The sequence below is a fragment of the Micromonospora sp. NPDC003197 genome (assembly GCF_053590565.1).
The window spans coordinates 53,978-76,626 of the sequence record NZ_JBSFTE010000004.1 but is presented as its reverse complement, the minus strand read 5'-3'; the positions used below and the strand labels follow the sequence as shown (position 1 = coordinate 76,626).

The window sequence follows — 22,649 nt, the reverse complement described above, 5'->3', positions numbered from 1 at the left end:
GGCAAGGTGCGAAGTGGCACGGATAGGGGCAAAGTGACACGGGCACGCGGCGAGACGACGTGGGTGGGGCTCACGACGGCACCGCCGCAGGCTGGGCGGGTACCCCGGAGCGGTTGACGGCGGCGTGGTCGGTACCGAGATAGGAGCGGACCACGTCGGGGTGGGTGCGGACCTCCTGCGGAGTGCCGTCGGCGATGACCCGGCCGCCGTCCATCGCGACCATGCGGCCGGCGAGCCGGGCGAGCAGCGGCAGGTCGTGCTCGATGATGACCATGGTCACCCCGAGCTCGTCGTGGACCCGGCGCAGCACCTCGCCCAACGCGACGCCATCGGCCTGGGACACCCCGGACGAGGGCTCGTCGAGCAGCAGCAGCGCCGGCTCCAGCGCCAGAAGACAGGTGATCTCGACGATCCGGCGGGTACCGGTGGAGAGCTCCCCGACCAACCGATCGGCGAGCGGGGCCAGCCCCATCAGCGTGACGAGCTCCTCGGCTCGGCGGCGCTTGGCCTGGTCCGGGCCGGTGGCACCGAGCGCTGCGGCAACGAGGCTGGTCGGCGCGGTGCGTTCGCCGGCCACCATGACCGTCTCCAGCACCGTCATCGTGGCGAAGAGCCGGGCGTCCTGAAAGGAGCGCACCAGCCCGAGACCGGCCCGCCGCTGCGGCGACAGCCCAGTGACCGAGCGGCCGGCAAACCGGACGACGCCCCGGTCCGGACGGGTGAAGCCGGCGATGATCTCGAACAGGGTGGTCTTGCCGGCCCCGTTCGGGCCGATGATGCCGACCACCTCGCCGGGGGCGACGTCGAGGCTGGCCCCGGCGACAGCCCGCACACCACCGTAGGAGCGGGCCACCCCGCGCACCGAGAGCAGCGGTTCGCCGGTCACCGCCGGTTGCAACGGAACAGTGCGCGGCGGCAGCGTGATCGAGCCACCGGAGCTGGCGGTCTCCGGCGCCGATTCGGCTGCGGATTGAGCCGCAGTCACGGTTCCGGAGTCGGGCAGCTCGGGCAGCTGATCGACCGCGGACGGTACCGGTGCGCCACGGCCGCGGACGATCAGCGTCGCGATCCGGCCACGCAGCCACAGCACCGGCCCGCCGAGCCCGGCCGGCAGCGCGATCACCACGACCAGCCAGACCAGGGTCAGCGCGGCCTGGCCGATGATGTCCAGCTCAAGGAATCCGGGTACGCCGACGATCAGGAACGCCCCGAGCAGCGGGCCGCCCAGCAGCGTGATCCCGCCAACCACCACGGTGGCGACCACGTCGATGCTGGCTGAGGCCGGGAACGTGTTCACGGTGAGCTGGGTCTGCCCGTGGCCGAGCACCGCCCCGCCCAGCCCGGCCAGTGCACCCGCGACCGCGTACGCCTGCAGCACCCGTACCGGCACCGCGACGGTGAACGCCCGGGCGGCGTCGGCGTTGTCGCGTAGCGCCACCAGGATCCGCCCGAAGGCACCGGTACGCAGGTTCGCGGTGACCCACAGGCCGAGCAGCAGCGCCACCAGCGCGAGCAGGTAGTAGTCGGTGGCCAGTTCGAAGGTGTGGCCGAGGATGCGTGGCTTGGGTACCTGTGCACCGTCGCCGAGCAGCCACCCCTGCCGCAGCAGGAACGCGCTGGTGGCCAGCGCGAAGGCAAGCGTGGTGACGGCGAGGGCGAGCCCGCGCAGGCGCAGCGCCGGTATCCCGACCGCGACAGCGGCCAGCGCCGCCGCCACGCTGCCGGCGAGGATCCCCAGGAACAGGTTGCCTGTGTGTACGGACACCTGCACCGACACCGCCGCGCCGATGCCGGCGAACGCGAACTGGCCCAGGGACAGTTCGCCGGCCACGCCGGTGACCAGCCCGATCGACAGGCCGACCAGGGTGAAGCCGATGATCGCGATGAGCACCGAGGCGGTTTCGTTGCTGATCACGAAGGCCAGCCCGGTGGCGACGGCGAAGCCCACCCCGGCGACGACCTGGCCCAGGTTGCGTAGCAGCCAGACCCGCTGGTACGCGGCGGGCAGCGGCGGTGCGCCGATCCGGCCCCAGCCACCGTCCTCGGTGTCGCGGCGCGCGCGGATCGGCTGGGCGAGCAGCGCGACCAGGATGACCGCGACCAGGGCCAGCTCAACGAGGCCGCCGCTGGACTGACCGGAGAGCAGGATCTGCTCCCCCACCCCGATGCCCAGCGAGGCAGCAAACGCGATCGGCACGGAGGAGAACCTGGCGATCACCGCCCCGGCGAGGCCCCGCACCAGCAGGGCCGGGCCGAGCGACTCAATCGACTGGGTGCCCTGGGTCGGTGCCATGAGGATCGCTGAGAAGGCGGCGACGGCACCCGCGATCGCCCAGGCCAGGGTCGCCATCCGGGCGGCGGTGACGCCGTTGACGGTGGCCGCGTCAGGGGCGTCGGCGGCGGCCCGGATCGCCAGCCCGAACCGGCTGCGCTTGAGAAACATGGCGAGCCCGACCAGCAGCACCGGGGTGAGCAGCAGCATCGCCGTGAACGCCGGGCCGACCGGGGTGTTGCCCACGGTGAACGACGGCATGCCGGGCGGCACCGGAAATGCCGGGCCGCTGGCCCCCGAGCTGTTCACCAGCAGAGCGAGCACGAGCACGAACTGGGACAGCCCGAGGGTGGCGATCATGCCGATCACCCGGGGCCGGTGTCGCAGCCGGCGGACCACACTCAGCTCGATAGCGCCGGAGATCGCGGCGGCGGCGAGCATCCCGACCGGCAGGGCGAGCCAGTACGGCAGCACGCCGTCGCCGACCAGCCGGCCGAGCACAGCGGCGCCGAACACCCCGACCGCGCCGTGTGCGAAGTTGACGAACCGGCTGGACCGGTAGACCAGCACCAGCCCGACCGCCAGCAGCCCGTACGTGAGGCCGGTGAACAGGCCCAGCAGGATGCGGTCCGGGCCGAAGTCGAAAGCGCCGATCATCGGAGCACCGCCCCGTCCGCCCGGGTGGCCTCCGACGCGGGCTCGCCGCCCGGTGCCTGGACTGCGGGCTCGCCGCCCGGTGCCTGCGGCTCGGTTTCGACGTCCTCAACTGGGGCGTGGCCGCCGAGCATCAGGGCCCGGACCAGGTCCGGCCGACCGGCAAGCTCGCCTGCGGTGTGCTCGGCGACCATCGCACCCTTCTCCATGAAATAGATCCGGTCGGCCAGCGACAGCGCCACATTGACCGACTGCTCCACCACCAGCAGCGAGGTGCCCTGTGCGTTGAGCCGGCGCAGCATCTCCAGCAGGCCGCCGACGACGACCGGGGCGAGGCCGAGCGACAGCTCGTCGACCAGCAGCATCCGGGGGCGCTGGATCAGTGTCTTGGCGAGCACGAGCAGCTGCCGCTCGCCGCCCGACAGGGTGGCGGCGACCTGGTCCCGACGCTCGTAGAGGCGGGGGAAGACGGCGAACGCCGCGTCGACTCCCCGGTGCACCGCGTCGCTGCGCCGCCCCAGCGTATAGCCGTGCATGCGCAGGTTTTCGGTGACGGTGAGCGAGCCGAACACCGCCTGGCCGACCACTGTGGTCAGTCCGAGCTGGATCCGGCGGGGGGCGGTCAGCGTGGTCACGTCGACCCCACCGAGCCGGACCACCCCGGCGGCGGGGCGGTGCAGCCCGGAGAGCACCCGCAGCAAGGTGGTCTTGCCGACCCCGTTCGGGCCGCAGATCGCCACCATCTCGCCGTCGTCGACGCGTACGGCCGCGTCGTAGAGCACCTGGACCTGGCCGTACGCCGCGTCGATCCCGGAGCAGGAGAGGGCGGCCGGACGCGCGCCACGGTGCCGTAGCCGGGCGACCTCCGCCTCGTCGGCGAGCACCCGGGCCAACCGCTCGGCGTCGGCCGCGACGGTGCGCCGGAGCCGCCGGGCGTAGCCCGCGCCGACCAGCACCGCCGCCGCAGCCACCACCAACGCTGGACCGGCACCGTAGCGGGTACCGAGCAGGGCAAGCAGGCCGGCACCGCCCAGGCCACCGGCCAGGGACAGCACCGACGCCGCCGCCACGAACGCGGGACGGGCGTCCGGGTGGAGCACCTCGGCGGCGATGCCCTCGCCCCAGGCTGCGAGCGCGACCAACGCACCGACGGCGACGGCTAGGCCCGCTGCGAACAGCACGACGCCGACCACCGCAGGGTCGGGCCCGACGAGCAGCGCACCAGCGGCGACGAGCAGCCCGGCCGGGGCTGCGACGACAGCAAGGCGCAGCGCCCGCTCGCCGCGCAGCAGCACCGCAAGCACAGCCCCGGCGAGCAGCGCATCGCCGACCACACCGACGGCACCGCGCGGACCGAGGTCGAACTCGGCGCGCAACACGTCGGCGGAGAAGATCAGCGCTCCGGGCACGACCAGGCCGAGGCCGGCCTGGGCCAGTACGGCGGTACGCGCGGTGGGTGGGCGGGTGGCGTTGTCGAACAGGGGACGCAACGCCGGTGGCCAGCCGGCATCGCCCGGCAGTTCCCCGGCGGCCGCCCCGGCCAGCGCGCCGAGCGCCGCGAGGACGCCCGCCGCCGCCCAGTGGTACCCGGCTCCGCCGCCGATGCCAGCGGAAAACAACGCTGCCAGGCCGAACCCGTTCAGCAGCCCCACCTGCCAGTACCGCAGGGTGGCCGTTCCGGCGGCGATGGCATGGCCGGCTACCACCAGGGCCGCCCAGGGCAGCCCGAGCGCGGTGAGCGCGAACAGCCCTGGCATCGGGGCGGCGACGTGGACGGCCAGCAGCAGCACGGCCCCCAGCGCGGCACCGACGAGCAGCGCGGCCCGTACCGGATAGCGGTGCGGTACCCGCTGCACGACCGCGACGGTCGCCGCCGCGCCGAGCACCGCGGCGGCGATCACCGCAGCCAGCACGCTGGTCAGGTCGACACCGAGACCCCGGGCAAGTCCGGCGGCGCCGAGCAGCGGCACCCCGGTCAGTAGGCCGCCGGCCGTACCCGCGCCCCAGCCCGCGATCCGGGAACGCCATGTCCCCGCACCGTCGTGAGTGGTGCCCGGCGGGACGCTGTGGCGGGTGTCTTCATCGAGTCGCAAAGGACACGTCCTCCCCGCGGTAGGTGAAGCAGGCGCAGCCGCTGTCGTAGCCGAACGCCCGGTAGCCGTTCGAGGCGGCGAAGCGGCCCGGGCCGAGCCGCCCGGAGAATCCGGTAGCCGGCTGGAATTGCGTGTCGAGCCTGCCGACGGCCGCCAGCCACCGGTGCGCGTTGAGGTCCGCGCCGAGGTCCTTCGCACCGGCCTGCAACAGCAGGATCGCGTCGCAGTACGGGAAGGCCACGCGGGCGTTCTCACGGGTGCCGAACGACTCCCCCGCTGCGGCGAAGATGCCCAGGCAGGTTCGTTCGGCCTCGGTGGCGGGGAAGGCGTACTCCCGGTCGGCGACGTCCTGGCTGGGGTTGAAGCCGATGCCCACCGCCCCGGTCAGGGCCTCACGCGGGATGATGTCCGGGTTGCCGATCAGGAAGCTGGGATTGTCGTAGCTGGAGATGCCGTACCGGGCGGTGAAGTCCTGCGCGCTGGCCGAGGTGAGGAAGAAGGAGGCCAGCCGGGTCCCGCCGAGGAAGAAGACCCGCTCGACGCGCTTGGCCCGCAGGTCGACGGCGGCCTGGTTGAGACCGGTGTTGAGAGTGCCCAGGTCGGTGCTGTCGATCCAGGCCACGGTCGGGGTGATCCCCCGCTGCTTCAGGTACGGCACCACGTGCTGCTCGTACATCGCCCGGTTGGCCGGTGCGTCCACCGCGACGATGCCCGCCTGCCGGGCCCCTTCGAAGAAGCCCTGCGCGGCCAGCGCCGGCAGGTACGCGCGCACGAATTCGTCGTACAGGGGGTAGGCCGGGGCGAACAGGTACGGCGCGAGCCGCTCATGGGTCGCCTGATCGATGGTGATCAGGGTGGCGTCCAACACCAGCGTGTGCCGTTGTGCGTAGCAGGGGCGGGCGTTGGACTGCAACTGACCGGTGAGCACGACCGCGAAGGCCCGATCGTCCTGGGTGATCTGGTTGCAGAGCTTCTCCTCGGTGGCCGGCGAGTCGTCGCTCGCCTCGAAGTTGCGGAAGATCGCCCGCATCTTCCGGCCGGCGATGCCGCCGTTGGCGTTGACGTAGCTCTCCAGCGCCCGCATCTGGCGTACCGGGTCGCCGGCCGAGGCGGTGTTGAACCCGGTCAGTTCCCCCGTCTTGGTCAGGTCGGTGCCGACGAACACGACGGTGACCGTGTCGGCGGTGACGCCGGGGCCGACACCGGTGCCGTCGCTGCCGCCCACGCCGGGCAGTACCGCGCCGCAGCTGACGAAGGCGAGCAGCGCGGCGACGACGGCGACGGTGGCCCGTACCATCAGGCTTCGGTTCCAGCCGGCGGCCGGACGACGACCGGCGGCGTGGCTGCCAGGTTCGCGGCTCATCGAGGGCTCCCGAGGTAGGTGTCGAGCGCGGCCAGGTCGATCACAGCAGCGGCGCTCTGGTTGCCGCCGGATGCTCCGGCCGGTGTGGCCGCGCCCGGGCGGGTGGCAAGCACCGCGTCGAGGGCGGCGAGGTCGATTACCGCAGCGCCGGCACCGGGCCCCTCGGCGCCGGATCCGGTTGCCAGTCCGGCGTCGCCGAGCAGGTCCCGCAGTCCGGCGACGCTCAGGTGTGCGCGGGCCCGCCGACGCAGCCGACCGACGCCGGGAGCGTCGTCGAAGACGAGGTACGCCCCGAGCGAGCCGACCCGTACGACGGGCGGCAGCAGCGCGCCGGCTGGGGCGGCGGCCATCATGGGCAGCGGCGGACGGTTGCGGCGGTTGGCGATCCGGCGGGCGACGCCCACGATGATCATCGCCGCGCCGAGCAGGTGCAGCCCGAACAGGCCCCACGGGTACTTCCGGAACGTCACCTCGGCCGGGCTGAATCCGCCCAGGTCGGCCCGCACGGTGTACCGGCCGAACGCGGCGAACGGGGTGGTCACGGGTACCCGGTAGGTGCGCGTCTCACCCGGCCGGATGTCGCCGGTGCCCGGCGTGCTGACCCGGTCGCCGCCGCCGTCCCGGCCGAACTGGACGTTGAGCGGCGGGTTGGGCAGCGGCTGCGGCCCGGGATTGTGCACGGTGTAGACGAAGGTTCGGGTAGTCGCCGCGCCGAACAGGCTGCGCCAGCCCGACCGGCCGGCGATCCTCACCTCGACCAGGTCGAGCCGGACCGGGGCTGCCGCGACGGTGGGGGTGTCCCCCATGGCATGCCCGGTGAGTTCCAGGGGCGCGTCGGCTTGACCGCGCGCGGTGCCGCCGACCAGCGTGGCGTGCACGACACATGGGCAGGGCACCGGCGGGGCGCTGAGTACGAACTGCACCGCGAAGGTGCCGTCCGGGCGCACCGGGACGGCCAGGGCGGCCCGCATGTCGCAGGAGGCCGAGCCGGCGATGGCAAGCTGCCCGCAGGTGACGAGTTGGACCAGCGCACCGGCGGTCCAGCCACTGCCGGTCACCCCGAGCCGGTCTCCCGGGGCCGCCGCTGGCGCGGCGAGGGTGAGTTGCTCGGCCGCCCACGCCGGCCCGGTGGGCAGGGCCAGCCCACAGGCCAGCCCGCACACGGCGGCGGTCAGGGTACGCGCGATCCTCGTCATCCGACCTCCGCATGCGTGCGGACGCGCCGGACGCCCCGGGGACGGGCCGCCTCGGTGCGGCGGCGCCTGCGCCAGGCCACGACCCCGGCGACGATCAGCGCGGCGAGTGCGGCAAGGCCGGTCCAGGAGACCACCACGGTACGGGTGGTCCGTACCGTCAGCACCCCACCGTCGGCCTTCGCCGTCACGGTGGCGGTGACGATGTCGACCGGCCACAGCCCGGTGAACTGGGCACGCATCCGCGCCTCGGCACCCGGCACCAGGTCGAGCTGCGGGGTAGCGCCACGTTGGCGGATCCGATGTCCGAACAGGCCGGCGGCGGTGACCGTGATGGTGGGGGCGAGATGCAGGTTGCCGGTGTTGGCCAGGGTGTAGTCCAGGGCACCGTCGACCGGGGTGGGCAGCCACGGCGTCTGGTGCGTCAGGTCCAGGTCGGCGAGGTTGAGGCCGGGCACCTCCGGCCCGGCGACGCGCAGGTAGATGCGGGCACCGACGGCCCGCTGCACCGCGACGGCGACGCCGTTCTGCTCGCTCCGACCGCCCGGTACGGCCTCCATGGCGACGATGCCGCCGACGTGGTCGCCGGGGCTGGCGTTCGTCGGGATGGTGATGGAGAACGGGATGTCGGCCTGCGCCTTGGGCGGGATCACGACGGTACTGGCGCCGACCGCCGTCCACACCCCGATGTCCGTCTGCTTCTCGTCGAGCCGGCGCAGTGCGAATCCACCGTCGCGGGCGGTGTTGTAGGCATCCGCGCCGTACAGGGTGAAGGTGCGCTCGGTGTCGGTGCGGTTGATCACGCGTACCGAGTCGGTGAGGGTCCGGCCGGCGGGTGACTCGAGGAAGAAGTAGAGCCGGGGGGCGGGCCCGGCGTTGGCTGGCGGGGTGGGCACGACGGCCCATTCGCCGTTGTCCGCCGCGCTTGCCGGCCCAGCCGGGACGACGGTCAGTGCGACGGCGGCGAGCGCGGTGGCGAAGGCCGCCGCACCGGTGCGGCGGCGACGTGGCCAGAGGGGGTGACGCACGCGGTTGCACCCTTCGACTGGTCGGTGTGGGGCGGCCGGCTCGCACCGACCGCCCCACGTCGAGGCGGTCCTCAGCTCAGGGTGAGCGTGAGGGTCGCAGCGTAGGTACCGGCGAGTTGGTTCGCCGGCACGGAGAGGGTCAGCCCGGCGGAGGCGTCGAAGCTGCCGCCCGTACCGGTGGCGCTGGTCGGTGCGGAGCAGAGGGTCGCCCCGTCGACCGTGCCCGGGGTGCCGGGCACCGCAGCAACCGCATTGGTCGCGCCGGCGGTGCCGACGCAGGCCGGTGTCCAGGACAGGTTGCTCTTGGCGATGGTTCCGCCGGGGGTGCCGGTGAAGTCGGTGACCGTGCCGACGAGGCTCCACCCGAAGGTGCTGCCCCGGTAGTCGGTCACCGTGACGGTCGGCAGGCTGCCCGTCGTCGTCTGCACGGTGCCCCCGACGGTGACGCCGGAGAACGTGATGTTGCCGCTGCCGGCGGCGCGAGCCATCGACAGGTTGCCGGCGGTCACGGTCTCCGACAGGTTGTACGACAGGATGCAGTTGCCGGTCGTGGCGGAGCCGGTCTTGGCAACGCACGAGTCCGCCGACGCCGTCCAGGCGGAGATTGCGAACAGGGCGCCGGACTGCGCGCCGATGTACGCGGTGGTGGCGTCCGTGACGGTGAAGGTGGCGTTGATTCCACCGGTGGCACCGGCCGTGGCCGTCGTTGCCGGATCGCTCGTCGCGGGCGGCGGCGGGGCACCGGTGAGCGCCTTGTAGCCACCGATCGTGACCGTGCTACCCGGGTTCCAGTTGGTGCCGGTTACCGCCACCACGGTGCCGGAGCCGCCACCGCTGGGGGTGATCGCGATGCTCGGCGAGCCGAGGATCGTGATCGGGACGGAGACCGTGTTGGTGCCGTCCGAGACCGCCAGGGTGCGTGCCCCCGTGGTGGCCCCGCTGGGCACCGTGAGGGTGCCGGTGCCAGCGCCGGCGGCGTCGGTCGTGCCCGTGCCGGAGCCTTCGGGCGTTCCGGTGCCGTCGGCGGCGCGCAGTGTCGCGGTCAGGGCGGTGGACGGCGCGAGACCGGTCACCGCGTAGTTGATGACGTTGCCAGCCCGGGCGTACCCGGTCACGGTCTGGCCGGTCACCGAGGTGACCGAGACCGTGCCGCCGAAGACGGTGAAGTTCTCCACGATGTGGGTCGGGACCGGCGTTGCCTTGTGGTCCCGGTCGCCCTCCGCGGAGCAGTACGTCTTGGCGACCGGGTTGTCGAGGATGACCCGGTTGACGGTCAGCGTCGCCGCTCCCGTCGCGCCTGCCACGTAGGTGCCGGTAGCGGTGATCGGACCGGTTCGGGCGTTGCCCGGGATCGGACCGGCGGGGTAGTTGGGTTGGCTGAGCGTGACCGAGCCGCTCTGCGAGCCACCCAGTACTGCCTCCACCACGATCGGCACGTCACCTGGGTTGATGGCGACTGGGCCGTTGAGCGGACCGGCCGCCGCGGTGAAGGTGACCGTCACGGTCTGCCCCGGGCTCGGCGTCGCCGGCGTCTGGGTGAGCCCGTACGTGTCGTCCCAGTTGGTCGGCGAGCTGCCGGTACCGGCATCGTTGAAGTACAGCCGGCAGCCCAGGTTGCCCGGGGTGGGGCCGTACGCCTGCGCGGGGGTCACGCAGACCGCGGTCGCGGCGGCGACCAACGCCGCCACGCCCGCCGCTGTAGCCGTAGTTCTGAGCAATCCCATTGCGGTGCCGCTCTCCTTCCTGTGGGGAACGGTGAACCCCTGACCACTGTTTCGCCAGTGGAAACAATGGTTTCCAAAAATGGATAGGTTTATAAACTCAGCCGGCCGCCCTCCTGTCAATAGCCCGACAGGCGATTTGGGTTGGTCAATTCGATCGACCCCAGGAGCACGGCAGCCACGCCGCAGGCTCTGGTGGGATCAGCCTTGGCAGGGGGCCGACGATGGGGCAGAGTGGGAAACGCTGTTTCCATAAGGGAGGTCCGGGTGCGTTACGTGATCATCGGTTGTGGCAACGTCGGCATGGAACTGGCCCGCCGCTGGGTCGAGGCCGGCCACCACGTGGTGGGCACCACCACCTCCCCCGATCGGGTGCCCGAGCTGACGTCCATCTGCACCGAGGTCGCGGTCCTGCGTGGCAGCGACCGCACGGCCGTCGAGCAGGCCACCCGGGACGCCGACGCGATCGTGCTCACCGTGAGCCCGCGCATCGCCCGCGCCTTCGACCCCGAGCAGCGCATCGCCGAGTACGCCGACACGCTCACCGCGTCCGCGCGTACCGCCGCCGCCGTACACCCCCGGGTGGTCTTCACCAGTTCGGTGTCGGTCTACGGGGCCGGCCAGGGCACACTGGTCGACGAGGCCACCCCGGTCACCGACGACCCGGACGCCTCGCCCCGCAACTTCGTCGCCGCCGAGGACGCCGTACTGGCCACCCCGCGCGGTGCCGTGCTGCGGATCCCCGACGTGTACGGACATCCGCGTGACCTCGACTATCCGACCCGGGTGAAGATGGCCCACGAGATGCTCGGCGGCAGTGTGCCGTTCTCGGCCGAGGCCCTGCACTACCGCATCGACTACCGGGATGCCGCCGCCGCGCTCGACTTCGTGGTGAGCCACGATCTCACGGGCGTGTTCAACGCGGTACCGGACGCTACCGTGCCGCAGACCAACCAGGCCGTCCTCGACGAACTCTGTGCCGCCGGGGGCTGGCCCGCACTGACCTACCGGGGCGAGATCAAGACGCCGTTCGTGCCGATCAGCTCCGGCAAGCTACGCGCGGAAGGCTTCGTCTTCGCGCACTGAACCGGCGCGAGGCGCTCAGCTCACGGCCCGCGCGGCTCCCTCAGCTCACGGTCCGCGCGAGGTGACGCCCGACCAGCCGACCGAAGGCCATGGCCGGCGTCAGGCACATGCCCGAGCAGAACGCGTTGCCGTTGACAGCGGCAGAGCCGATCACCTCACCGACGGCGTACAGGCCAGGAATCGTCGTACCGTCCGCGCGGCGAACCCGCAGCATCTCGTCCACGTCCAGGCCGGTAAACGTGATCAGGGTGACCGGATGGTTCTCCAGCGCGTAGAACGGCGGCTCGACGATCGGCGCCGGCAGGTGCGCCCGGCCGAAGTCGGCATCCCGGCCATCGGCGACAAACCCGTTGTAGCGGTCCACCGTGGCCGTAAGCCCCGCCGGGTCGATGCCGGCCAGCCCGGCTAGCTCCGCCAACCCGGACGCCCGGTGTACGCCCCGACGCCGGCCGCACTGGGCATCGAGGTCCGCCGGGCTCCAGCCGTGCACCATCGGGTACGACTCGCGCAGGGCGTGGGCGTCGAAGAGCGTCCAGAAGGTCATTCGGTCGACTGTGGTCAGCACCCGCTCCTTGTGGTCGATGCTGGGCTCGTCCTCGGCGATCCAACGCCGCCCGGCCCGGTCGACGTAGATCTCCCAGGGCGGCCGCTCCGGTGCCACCAGGTGCGGCCGGTGTACCCAGTCGACCCGGAGGTCGCCGTCGGTTGGGGGCAGCCCGCCAAAGGTGGGGATGTAGCGACCCAGGCCCTGCAGGCCGGCGCCGATCGATCGACCCATGAGCAGGCCGTCGCCGGTGGAGGTGGGTGCCGCCGAGGTGGTCAGCGGGGCACCCTCCAGCTCGGCGAAGAGCTCTGGCGCGTACCCGAATCCGCCGGTGGCGAGCACCACGGCGGGTGCCCGCCAGCGCGCTCCGTCGGCCGTGACCACCCCGACCACCGCGCCGCCCTCGGTCAGCAGTTCGGTGACGCGCATCCCGCAGCGCAGGTCGATGCGGCCGGCGGCCCGACGCGCGTCGAGCATCGGGCGCAACGCGGCCAGAATCGCCGGACCACCGGGGAAGGTGGTGGCGTGGATGGTCCGTGGCGTGCGGTACGGCTCGTGCCCGTACACGATGCGGGGGGTTTCCGGATCGACGGTGAGCCCGGCGGCGAGCAACCACTCCAGCACCGCCGGCTGTTCGCGCAGCGTCAGCCGGGTCAGGTCGGCCCGCGCGGTGCCCCGGCTGATCCGCCAGATGTCGTTGAAATGTCGCTCCGGGTCGTCGCTGATGCCCCGCGCACGCTGCAACGAGAAGCCACCGGCGGATAGGTGTCCGCCCGAATATGGCAACGCGCCGCCGATGTCCGGCGCCTTCTCCAGCAGCAGTACGGTGCCGCCCGCGTCGGCGGCCGCGATGGCACAGGCCAGGCCACCCGGCCCGGCACCCACAACGATCGTGGTCGGCACGCCCACCTCCGGCACTCCAGTCACGCGTTTCCATGGAGGTAACAGTGTTTCCATAGATCCGCGTACCGTCAACGCCTCGGGCGAGCCGTGGCCGGCGCTCACAGACGATGAGAAGCCCTCGGCCGAAGCCATCCTCGCCGGGTCAACCGGGGAAGGCCCCGGCCCGGGCGAGCTGACCAGGAACGGTGCTACCCAGCACGCCACTGAGCCAGTCGGCGGTTTCGATCAACTGCCGTAGGTCGACGCCGGATTCCACACCGCTGCGGTCGAGCAGATAGACCAGGTCCTCGGTGGCGATGTTGCCGGTCGCGGCGGGGGCGAACGGGCAGCCGCCGATGCCGCCGGTCGAGGCGTCCAGCACCGTGACCCCGGCGTCCAACGCCGCAACGGCGTTGGCGTAGCCGGTGTTGCGGGTGTTGTGGAAGTGGCAACGCAACCGGGCACCCGGTGCCACGGCCGCGACACCGGCCACGAGCCGGGACACCTGCGCGGGGACGCCGACGCCGATGGTGTCGGCGAGCGCGATCTCGTCCACCCCGAACTCCCCCACCTGCCGGGCCAGGTCGACCACGGTCGCCTCCGGCATCTCCCCCTCGAAAGGGCAACCGAACGCTGTGGCGATCGTGACCGACAGCACGACACCGGCCGCGCGGGCGTCGTCGGCGAGATCACGCACGGTACGGACCGAGTCCGCGACCGACATGCCCTGATTGCGCTGACTGAAGGTCTCCGAGGCGACCACCACGCAGTTCACCTCGTCCACCCCGGCGGAGATCGCCCGGTCGAAACCCCGGCGGTTTAGCACCAGGCCGATGTAGGACACGTCGGCGCGGCGCGGAACGCCGGCCATCACGGCCTCGGCGTCGGCCATCTGCGGAACCCGCTTGGGATGCACGAAGCTGGTCGCCTCGATCCGGCGCAGTCCCGCCGCGATACTGCGCTCGATCAGCGCGATCTTGTCCTCAGTGGAGACAAGCACGGCCTCGTTCTGCAGGCCGTCGCGGGGGCCCACCTCGATGATCTCCACGCGCTCCGCCTTCCAGGCAACATCGTCGATGGCTCAGCCTACGCTCATTGCCTACGATCCGGCCCAGCGGAGAACCCGGCACTGGCGCCAGCCGGCTCAGCACGATCGCCTTGGTCACAATCGCCTTGGTCACGATCGCCGGCCTGCTGCCTGATGCGGGATTCGTCGGGGGCCGTGCGGTGCGTACAGTTTCGGGTCGGACTTGGGTTGGCCGGATGAATCCGGCGCAGGAAACGGGATGAGACAGCGACGGCATGGCGGCGGACAACATGACAGAAATCGGCGAAAACGGCATTGACCGCAGCCGGCTGGAGATCTGTCTCAGCGTCTTCGAGGCGTTGGAGAACCTCCCTCCTGATCATCCCGACGTGGTGCGGGTGCAGCGGGCCACGGCGAAGCTCTACAAAGTGATCAAGCAGCGGCGGCGTCAGGAGCGGCGGGACGCCATCGCGGCGGCCGACCGCGCGGTGACGGCCGCCACCGCCACCGGCGCCCCGGGCCGGATCGACGACGAGACCCAGGGCATCCCGCTCGCCTCCCCCACCATGGGCGCCACCGCCGGCGTCCTACAGAATCCGCGCGGCTGCTACGTCTGCAAGCGGCGCTATCGTGAGGTGGACGCGTTCTACCACCAGCTCTGCCCGTCCTGCGCCGCACTCAACCGGGAGCGCCGCGACGCCCGCACCGACCTCACCGGCCGACGCGCGCTGCTCACCGGCGGCCGAGCGAAGATCGGCATGTACATCGCGCTGCGGCTGCTGCGCGACGGGGCGCACACCACGGTGACCACGCGGTTCCCGCACGACGCGGTCCGCCGTTTCGCCGCGATGCCCGACAGCGCGGACTGGCTGCACCGCCTGCGGATCGTCGGGATCGACCTGCGCGACCCGGCCCAGGTGATCGCGCTCGCCGACTCGGTCAGCGCCCAGGGACCACTCGACATCCTGATCAACAACGCGGCACAGACGGTCCGCCGCACGGCCGGAGCGTACGCCCAGCTCGCCGCCGCAGAGGCCGCGGCCCTGCCCGAGGGCCCGCTGCCGGAAATCATCACCTTCGCCAAGCCGGGCGGCCGGGGCGGCCCAGTGGGCAGCCTGATCGCCGCGCCGCAGTCGGCCGCGATCACCCCCGAGGCGCTCACCGCGCTGGCCCTGACCGGCGGCTCGGCCTCGCCGGAGCGGATCGCCACGGCTACCGCCATCGACGCCGGCGGCCTGGTGCCGGACCTCGACCCGGTCAACAGCTGGGTACAACGGGTGCACGAGGTCGACCCGGTGGAGTTGCTCGAAGTGCAGCTGTGCAACGTGACCGCACCGTTCATGCTGGTCAGCCGCCTGCGACCGACGATGGCCGCCGCACAGGCCCGCCGCAAGTACGTGGTGAACGTGTCGGCGATGGAGGGGCAGTTCGGCCGTGGCTACAAGGGGCCGGGGCACCCGCACACCAACATGGCCAAGGCCGCGCTGAACATGCTGACCCGGACCAGCGCTCAGGAAATGCTCACCGACGGCATCCTGATGACCAGCGTCGACACCGGCTGGATCACCGACGAGCGGCCCCACCCGACGAAGATGCGGCTGGCGGACGAGGGCTTCCACGCCCCGCTGGACCTGGTCGACGGCGCGGCGCGGGTCTACGACCCGATCGTCCGCGGCGAACAGGGCGAAGACCTGTACGGCTGCTTCCTGAAGGACTACGCGCCCTGCGCCTGGTAACCGTAGAAGTGATCGGGTGGTTGGCGTCAGGCGGCAAGCTCGCGGACGCCGCCATCGCCCGGGGCGACGTGCGGTCCGGCCAGCCTCCGCTTAGCAGATGCGACCGGGGTGGGCTGCGGGTGCCGCGACCGGCGCCGTGCTCGTGTTCTGGCTGGTCGCGGTGGCAGTGTTCGGGCTGGTCCACCGGCGGCGCGTCAGCGACGACGCGCTCCCCGGATGAACTGCGTCGCGGGCCAACTCCCACAGGGAGAGCTGCGCCGCGCCGTGCTGGCGCAGGCTGCGCTCGGCGGCGGCGGTGTCGCCCGAAGGTTCCCGTGATGGTACGCGGAAACAGTCCCACCCCTAGGCGAATATCTTGTCGTTGACAGCATTGTTGTCGCCGCATACATTGCGCTGATGACGACGTTCACCACCGCGCAGCTCTCTGCCCTGACCGGCCGCACTGTCGTCGTTACCGGCGCCAACAGCGGCATCGGCCGCGCCACCGCCCACGCGCTCGCCGCCGCAGGTGCCCGTGTCGTGCTCGCCGTCCGCGACGTCGTCAAGGGCCGCGCCGCCGCCGCAACCATGACCGGCGAGGTCGACGTACGGCAGCTCAACCTCGCCGACCTAGCCTCGGTCCGCGAGTTCGCCACAGACATCACCGAGCCGATCGACGTGCTGATCAACAACGCAGGCGTGATGCTCCCGCCGATCGGGCGCACCACCGATAATTTCGAGCTGCAGTTCGGCACCAACCACCTTGGGCACTTCGCGCTCACAAACCTGCTGCTGCCGCACATCCGGGGACGGGTGGTCGCCGTCGCCTCCCACGTACACCGGATGGGCAAAATCGACTTCGACGACCTCAACTGGGAGCGCCGGGCCTACCGGCCGTTGCCGGCGTACGCGCAGTCAAAGCTCGCCAACCTGCTCTTCACGTCCGAGCTGCAACGGCGCCTCACCGAGGTCGGGTCACCGGTGCTCGCGACCGCCGCCCACCCGGGCGTGGTCTCCACGAAGCTTCTCGAGGACCCCAAGAGCGGCCCACTCCGCGCAGCGATCGTGGGCAAGTTCGCGCACGACGACGACGGCGCCGCGCTGCCCACCCTCTACGCGGCGGTCGCGGACATCCCGGGCGCCAGCTACGCCGGCCCGAGCGGCTTCCTTCAGGGGCGCGGCGCGCCGAAGCTCGTCGGCCGCTCCCGAGCCGCCCGGGACGAAACCGTCGCCCGGCGACTCTGGACCGTTTCCGAGGAGCTGACCGGGGTCGCCTTCCCGCTGACCGCCTCGAGCACCACGAGCAAGTAACGTTAGGGCTTGACGAACGCCCTCACGCGCTGGCCGGCGAGTGATTGATGTCCCCGAGGTCGAAGCTCTATGGCGAGTTAATCTGCACGCATGACAAGCCTGGGACCCGTCGCGTGGCCGCCTGCCCCGATCCGGACCGATCGGCTGGTGCTCCGTGAGTCCGAGGCCCGGGACCGTGCGACATTCATCGAGCTGATCGCTTCGCCGGAGGTGGCCACCTACGTCGGTGGTCCTCAGCCGCATGACACCCCCGACCCGTCGTGGTTTAAGTGCCGCGAGGTCTCCGATTTAGGCTTGTTCTCTCCGAACAACCCCTTACCGGAGACCTCGCCACATCCGGGCGTCAGTACGGCCTCACCCGGGCCTTAAATGCACGCCCTACGAGAATTTTGCGACGTTGCGGCCCGGGGCGTCCCCCGGGCGCTGAGAAACTGCCATCAAGACTTCGCCAACAGCTCGAACAAGCTCGAGAATCCCTGAGCGCCGAAGCCGTCAGCGATCCGGCGATTCATCAGGTCCCTGACTTCTCGCATCCGTACGGCTTCCACGCCGATGGACTCCCGGTGGCTGATCATGTCGTCCATCAGCGCGGCCTGGACGTTGAGCGAGCCGAGATCCGGTGGGTAGGCGCCGGCCTTGACCGCGTTGCCGATTGAGCTCAACAGCGGTTGCAGCGCGGCCACGGAGCTGGCGGCGCGCTCGGCGAACTCCGCCACGTCGGCTCCTTCCGCCTGCACCAGCCTGAGCGTGTGCAGGAACCCGATAAGAATCTCGTAGCCCATTGCGACCTGCGCCATAAACTCCAAGGCGGCCGAGCCAGCGTCTTCCCCGTGGTAGGCGACAGTGCCCAACTCCCGCAGCATCGGCCCATGCGCATCGAACGCGCTGCGGGAACCGCTGAACGGGAACATGACGTGCGGCGTACCGACGTATGGCGGATCTCCCATGATCTTGCCATCGAGGTACTCGGCGCCGCGCTCACTTGCCCAGCGATCGTTCGCCCGTGCCTGCTGCGGAGAGCCACTGGTCAGGTTCACCAGCACCTTGCCCGCGGCTGCGGCGTCCACGGAACCGAGCACCTCGTCAACCGCTGCGCTGTCGAGCAGACACACCACGACGAGCGGGCTCGCGGCTGCTGCTTCCGCGGCTGTCGCGGTCGCCGTAGCGCCGCTGTCGACCAGCGGCAGGGCCTTGCTCGCGGTCCGGTTCCAGACCGTCGTACGGTATCCGCGGTTGATGAACGTCTTGGCGATCGCCGATCCCATGTCACCGAGACCGAGCACGGTGACCTGGCTGGCCCGGTCAGTCAGACCGTCGGTTTTCGTTGTCAGCATGATTTCCTTTCGTCATTCAATCAGGTGGTCCAGGTGCGTCAGGTGGCGGAGAGCGAGCCCTCAGTCGCCGCGGACGCCTTCCCCGCGGACGCCTTCCCCGCTGGCGCTGAAGCCTCGCCTGGCGATCCTGCATCGCGGTTCCTGCGCAAAGTGGTGAGCACGATGGTCGCGCTTATCGCGGCGATGACAGCGCCGGCGAGGCCAATCGCGTTGAGTCCGTTGGTGTAGGCCGTCGCGGCGGCGGACAGCAACTCCGCAGCGCCATTGACCGGCAAGTCCGTGGCGACCGTGATCGCCGGGCTCTTACCCGAGCTGGCTGTCCGCGCGGACGGCGGCGACAGCGGCTGCCATGCGGGTGAGGCGTGCGCCCTGGAAGCGGGCCGTCTCGAGGACAGCTTTGGCGTACTCGGGATCCCGGCTGGCGCGGCTCTCCACCTGGCTGACGCCGTACGGGTTTCCGCCAGCGACGTGAGCGGTGTCGTAGTTCAGGTAACCCGTCGGCACGACGATCGCCCCCCAGTGGTGGAAGGTCTGGTAGAGGCTGAGCAGGGTCGCCTCCTGACCGCCGTGTTCCTCGTAGGTGGCGGTGAAGCCGGTCGCCGGCTTGTCGGCCAACTCCTCCGCCTGCCACGGGGCAGTCGTGGTATCGAGAAACTGGCGCAGCTGGGAGCAGACGTTTCCGAAACGGGTCGGCGTGCCGAAGGCGTACCCGTTGGCCCACCGGAGGTCGTCCAGGGTGGCGAGCGGGATATCGGCGGTGGCGTCGAGGTGGGCTCGCCACTGCGGCCTGGCATCGACGACCTGCTCCGGTGCCAACTCCGCCACCCGGCGCAGGCGGACCTCCGCGCCGGCGTCGACGGCTCCGTCGACAAATGCCCGGGCGAGTTGGTGCACGGTGCCCGTGGCGGAGTAGTAGATGACGGCGATCCTGGAATCGGTCTGCATGGTTACCTCCTGGGTAGGCTCGGTTCTCGGTCAACCGTGCCGAGCAGACTTACCGTTCGCTGACCATCCCCTCACCGACGCCGCTGAGCGCCTGTTCGTCGAGGTCAAGCGGTGCGCTACGGCTCATCTCGGCAGCGAGTTCCTCGCTGCCGAGCGCCTCCCGGAGGCGGAGGGTGATGCGCTGGACGTCATACTGCTCGCCGGAGGGCAGCGGCGCTCCGGCGGCCTCGCGCAGCATCCGAGCCGCGGCGAGCAGCCGCGCGGCGGGGCGATGGTCACCGCCGAGACTGGTGGCTCCGGCCAGGCCCTCGAGGGCCAGGGCGATCGCCCGGTGATCTCCGGTGGCATGTGCCGCGTCGAGCGAATCACGGTGGCGACGCTCGGCGAGGGCAGCGTCACCACGTTGCTCTGCGATGAACCCCAACTCGGCCAGCGCGAGCGCGCAGCCTGGCAGGTAGCCGGCGCAGCGGTTCCAGTCGAGCAGGTCCCGCTGCTGGGTCTCGGCGGCGTCGAGGTCGCCCCGCCGGCGCGCGATCATTGCCAGACCCGTGCCGGCGAAGGCGGCGGCGGAGCGGCTCGACTGTTCCTGCGCCACCTGCAGCGCGCGGTTGTGATTATCGGCGGCCTCGTCGAGGTCGCCGCTCAATATGGCGAGCCGGCCGATGCTTGCCAACTGCCGGGACACCGACGTCCACAGTCGCAGGTGTTCGGCGATGCGTAGCGCCTCCCGGTAGTGCGCGGTGGCTCGCTCGTAGTCGCCGTGGATCTCGGCCAGGGTCCCCAACAGGCTCGTCGGATGCACCTGTCCCCAGCGGTCGCCCAGTTGCCCGAACAGCGACCGGCTGGTCTCGCAGTCACGCTGCGCGGCGGGCAGGTCGCTGCGGAGTACGAGCGCAAGGTCCGCTCGGGTGGCGCAGGCGGCAGCGATGCCCCACCGGTCCCCGTTGGCGCGGAACGCCGCCAGCGCCGCGTTGACCAGTACGGCGGCCTCGCCCGGATCTCCGGAGCCGAGCATCATGGAAGCGAACAACCACTGCGCGAACGCCTTCTCCGGCCCGTCGGCGTCCTGGTAGCACTCCAGAATCCGCTGCCGGGGAGCGGTCGGATCACCGTCCCGGGTGGCGAGAGCGGTCAGCCACATGTCCGCGTGTCGGCGCAGGGCGTCCGGTACGACGTCGTCCTCGCGCCGCGGGACGATGTCCAACGCCGTTCGCAGTGACCTGTTCATCTCTCCGAACCGACCCCGGAGCAGCCGGTACCAGGACAACGAGGTGGCCAGCGTCAAGCCCACGCGGGCCTGACCGTCGGTGGCGGCGATGTCGAGTGCCGCCCGGAGGTTGACGTTCTCGGCGTCGAGTTCCTGTAGCGCGCGACTCTGATCATGACCACGTAGCCGCCCGCCGACCTGCTCGGCGAGGCGGGCGAAGCACGTGGCGTAACGGCGACGAGTCGCGGGCAGTTCGCCGGCGGCGTCGAGCTGTTCGAGACCGTAGGCGGCCACCGTCTCCGGCAGCCGATAGCGTCGCGGAGTCTCACCCTGCCGCACCATGACCAGCGAGCGGTCGATCAGGCGTGCCAGCACATCGAGAACCTCGTCTGACGCCACCTGCCCGCCCGGGCACACCTGTTCGGCGACTGCCAGCGTGGCGCCGTCGGCGAAGACCGCCAGCCGGCGCAGCACCGCGCGTTCGGGAGGCGACAGCAACTCCCAACTCCAGTCGATCATGGCGCGAAGCCCCTGCTGGCGCGGGGGCGCGGTGCGCCGGCCCGATGACAGCAGTCGGAAGCGATCGTCCAGCCGCGCCGCCAGCTCGCTCGGGTCGAGAACAGGCAGACGGGACGCGGCCAGTTCCAGCGCCAGCGGTACGCCGTCGAGACGGCGGCAGATGGTGGCGATCGTCTCCGTGTTCCGCTGGTCGACGACGAACCCTGGCTCGATGGCGCGGGCGCGGGCTAGGAAAAGCCGAACCGCCGGAGCCCCAAAGATCTGCTCCGTGGTGGCTCCGGGCTCCGGCAGGGCCAGCGGTGGCACCGGAAAGACGACCTCGCCGGGGGTCCCGAGCGGTTCGCGGCTCGTCGTCAGGATGCGTAGATGGGCTGCGGCGCCGAGAAGTTTCTCGGTCAGTTGGGCGATCGGCGCCACCACGTGTTCGCAGTTGTCGAACAGCAGCAGCATCCGCCGATCTCGCAGCGCGGCAACCAGCCGGTCCAGCGGCTCCCGTGGACGATCATCGGGCAGGCCGGGCAAGCCGTCGTCCCGGATCTCAAGAGTCGCCGCCACCACGTCGACGACCTCGGTGCAGGTCGCCGGGTCGCCGCAGTGCGGTTGACCGGCCAGCTCGACGAGCCACACTCCCGCGGGGAACGTGTCGGCCAGCACCCGAGCGACCTCGAGCGCCAACCTGCTCTTTCCTACCCCGCCCAGACCGGTCAGGGTCACCAACCGCTCGTTCGTCAGCCGCTCCCGTACCGCCTCGACGGCCGTGTCGCGCCCGATCAGTCCGCCGTACGGGCCAGGTGACAGAGGTGCCGGCAGGTTGGTTCGGACCGGAGTCGACGGCGGTGCCGGCGGCTGTAAGGCGGGGTCCTGACGCAGAATCGCCCGATGCAGCTCCGCCAGCTCATGGCCGGGATCGATGCCAAGTTCGTCGCGCAGCTGCCGGCGGAACTGCTCGTAGACGGACAGGGCTTCACGTTGGCGTCCCGAGCGGTACAGGGCGCGCAGGTGCGCGGTTCGTAGTCGCTCACGCCACGGGTGGCGTGCGACCAGGTCGGCCAGCTCACCGGCGAGCAGGTGGTGCTCACCAAGGTCGAGCCGCGCCTCGGCCAGCTCCTCCAGCGCGGCCAGGCGCTGGTCGTTGAGCCGCTCGGCCGCCTGGCGCACGAATCGCTCGTCATTGAAGTCGGCGTATGGGGAACCGCGCCACAGCGACAGGGCCTCCGTCAGTGCTGCCGCCCGCCTAGCTGGCTCCCGCTGCGCACCCGAACGCGCCAACAGAGCGGCGAAGCGACCGGCGTCGACCGAGTCCGACGAGGTCCGCAGCCGGTAGCCGGCATCACCGGACTCGACCAGCGCACGGCCACCCGCCTCACCCGCCTCCAGTGCGCGGCGCAACTGCGACACCTTGGTCTGAAGTGCCCCGAGCGCGTTGCCCGGCGCCTCGTCACCCCAGAGGTCCTCGATCAGCCGGTCGGCGGTCACCGGGTGCCCCTCATGAACCAGCAGGTCAGCCAGCAGACCACGAACCTTCAGGCCGGGTACGGTGACAGGTTTGCCGTCCGACGTCCACACCGCAATCTCGCCCAGCACTCCGAACCTCACGGCTTCACCCTAGCCAGCCGGCTGTCCCGCCCCGCGAACGTCCGTCACCCGTCGGTTTGCGCACCCGGACGCGGTGTCGGCAGCACCGACGCGTACGTCAGCCAACGATCAGTCGGTGGTAAGGAACCCCGGGCAGGCTGAGCCGATCCGACACCGGAG

The 22,649-nt window shown here is 71.3% G+C and carries 15 protein-coding genes; 4 read left to right on the top strand and 11 right to left on the bottom strand.

Annotated features, from left to right (window positions below):
- Window positions 1-70: 70 nt before the first annotated feature.
- The 6 genes from ACWDV4_RS05940 to ACWDV4_RS05915 form a co-directional block, all read right to left on the bottom strand.
- On the bottom strand, window positions 71-2,929 hold the full coding sequence (locus ACWDV4_RS05940) for an ABC transporter permease subunit (protein WP_449975236.1): 2,859 nt from the start codon (window positions 2,927-2,929) through the stop codon (window positions 71-73).
- Window positions 2,926-5,019: an ABC transporter ATP-binding protein gene (locus ACWDV4_RS05935; protein WP_449975235.1), complete on the bottom strand. Its 2,094-nt coding sequence runs from the start codon at window positions 5,017-5,019 to the stop codon at window positions 2,926-2,928. The genes ACWDV4_RS05940 and ACWDV4_RS05935 overlap by 4 nt, the downstream gene beginning before the upstream one ends.
- Window positions 5,006-6,382 (bottom strand): hypothetical protein, encoded by a 1,377-nt coding sequence (locus tag ACWDV4_RS05930; RefSeq protein WP_449975234.1) that lies wholly within the window; start codon window positions 6,380-6,382, stop codon window positions 5,006-5,008. The genes ACWDV4_RS05935 and ACWDV4_RS05930 overlap by 14 nt, the downstream gene beginning before the upstream one ends.
- On the bottom strand, window positions 6,379-7,578 hold the full coding sequence (locus tag ACWDV4_RS05925) for a hypothetical protein (RefSeq protein WP_449975232.1): 1,200 nt from the start codon (window positions 7,576-7,578) through the stop codon (window positions 6,379-6,381). The genes ACWDV4_RS05930 and ACWDV4_RS05925 overlap by 4 nt, the downstream gene beginning before the upstream one ends.
- Window positions 7,575-8,603, bottom strand: coding sequence for a WxL protein peptidoglycan domain-containing protein (locus ACWDV4_RS05920; RefSeq protein WP_449975231.1), 1,029 nt, complete (start codon window positions 8,601-8,603; stop codon window positions 7,575-7,577). The genes ACWDV4_RS05925 and ACWDV4_RS05920 overlap by 4 nt, the downstream gene beginning before the upstream one ends.
- Window positions 8,604-8,674: 71 nt before the next feature.
- Complete coding sequence (locus tag ACWDV4_RS05915; RefSeq protein ID WP_449975230.1) at window positions 8,675-10,327, bottom strand: hypothetical protein; 1,653 nt, start codon at window positions 10,325-10,327, stop codon at window positions 8,675-8,677.
- A gap of 264 nt (window positions 10,328-10,591) precedes the next feature.
- On the opposite strand from ACWDV4_RS05915, the gene ACWDV4_RS05910 reads away from it, so the two are divergent.
- Window positions 10,592-11,410 carry an NAD(P)-binding domain-containing protein gene (locus tag ACWDV4_RS05910; RefSeq protein ID WP_449975228.1) on the top strand — a complete coding sequence of 273 codons (819 nt, stop codon included), beginning with the start codon at window positions 10,592-10,594 and terminating at the stop codon, window positions 11,408-11,410.
- Window positions 11,411-11,450: 40 nt separating this feature from the next.
- On the opposite strand, the gene ACWDV4_RS05905 is transcribed toward ACWDV4_RS05910, so the two are convergent.
- Window positions 11,451-12,881, bottom strand: a complete 1,431-nt coding sequence (locus ACWDV4_RS05905) for an FAD-dependent oxidoreductase (RefSeq protein WP_449975227.1) — start codon at window positions 12,879-12,881, stop codon at window positions 11,451-11,453.
- 118 nt (window positions 12,882-12,999) lie between these two features.
- Complete coding sequence (locus ACWDV4_RS05900; protein WP_449975225.1) at window positions 13,000-13,884, bottom strand: hydroxymethylglutaryl-CoA lyase; 885 nt, start codon at window positions 13,882-13,884, stop codon at window positions 13,000-13,002.
- Between the two features lie 269 nt (window positions 13,885-14,153).
- Here ACWDV4_RS05900 and ACWDV4_RS05895 point away from each other — a divergent pair, with 269 nt between their 5' ends.
- From ACWDV4_RS05895 to ACWDV4_RS05885, 3 genes are all read left to right on the top strand, one after another.
- Window positions 14,154-15,599 carry an SDR family NAD(P)-dependent oxidoreductase gene (locus ACWDV4_RS05895; RefSeq protein ID WP_449975224.1) on the top strand — a complete coding sequence of 482 codons (1,446 nt, stop codon included), beginning with the start codon at window positions 14,154-14,156 and terminating at the stop codon, window positions 15,597-15,599.
- 97 nt (window positions 15,600-15,696) lie between these two features.
- Window positions 15,697-15,819 carry a hypothetical protein gene (locus tag ACWDV4_RS05890; RefSeq protein ID WP_449975222.1) on the top strand — a complete coding sequence of 41 codons (123 nt, stop codon included), beginning with the start codon at window positions 15,697-15,699 and terminating at the stop codon, window positions 15,817-15,819.
- A 176-nt stretch (window positions 15,820-15,995) separates the two neighbouring features.
- A complete protein-coding gene (locus ACWDV4_RS05885; RefSeq protein WP_449975220.1) occupies window positions 15,996-16,889 on the top strand; it encodes an oxidoreductase in 894 nt (297 codons plus the stop codon).
- A gap of 437 nt (window positions 16,890-17,326) precedes the next feature.
- Here the strand turns inward: ACWDV4_RS05885 and ACWDV4_RS05880 are convergent, their stop codons facing one another.
- From ACWDV4_RS05880 to ACWDV4_RS05870, 3 genes are all read right to left on the bottom strand, one after another.
- Window positions 17,327-18,223 carry an NAD(P)-dependent oxidoreductase gene (locus ACWDV4_RS05880; RefSeq protein WP_449975219.1) on the bottom strand — a complete coding sequence of 299 codons (897 nt, stop codon included), beginning with the start codon at window positions 18,221-18,223 and terminating at the stop codon, window positions 17,327-17,329.
- A gap of 303 nt (window positions 18,224-18,526) precedes the next feature.
- Complete coding sequence (gene wrbA / locus ACWDV4_RS05875; protein WP_449975217.1) at window positions 18,527-19,168, bottom strand: NAD(P)H:quinone oxidoreductase; 642 nt, start codon at window positions 19,166-19,168, stop codon at window positions 18,527-18,529.
- A gap of 49 nt (window positions 19,169-19,217) precedes the next feature.
- Window positions 19,218-22,490: a BTAD domain-containing putative transcriptional regulator gene (locus tag ACWDV4_RS05870; protein WP_449975216.1), complete on the bottom strand. Its 3,273-nt coding sequence runs from the start codon at window positions 22,488-22,490 to the stop codon at window positions 19,218-19,220.
- Between the last annotated feature and the right edge of the window lie 159 nt (window positions 22,491-22,649).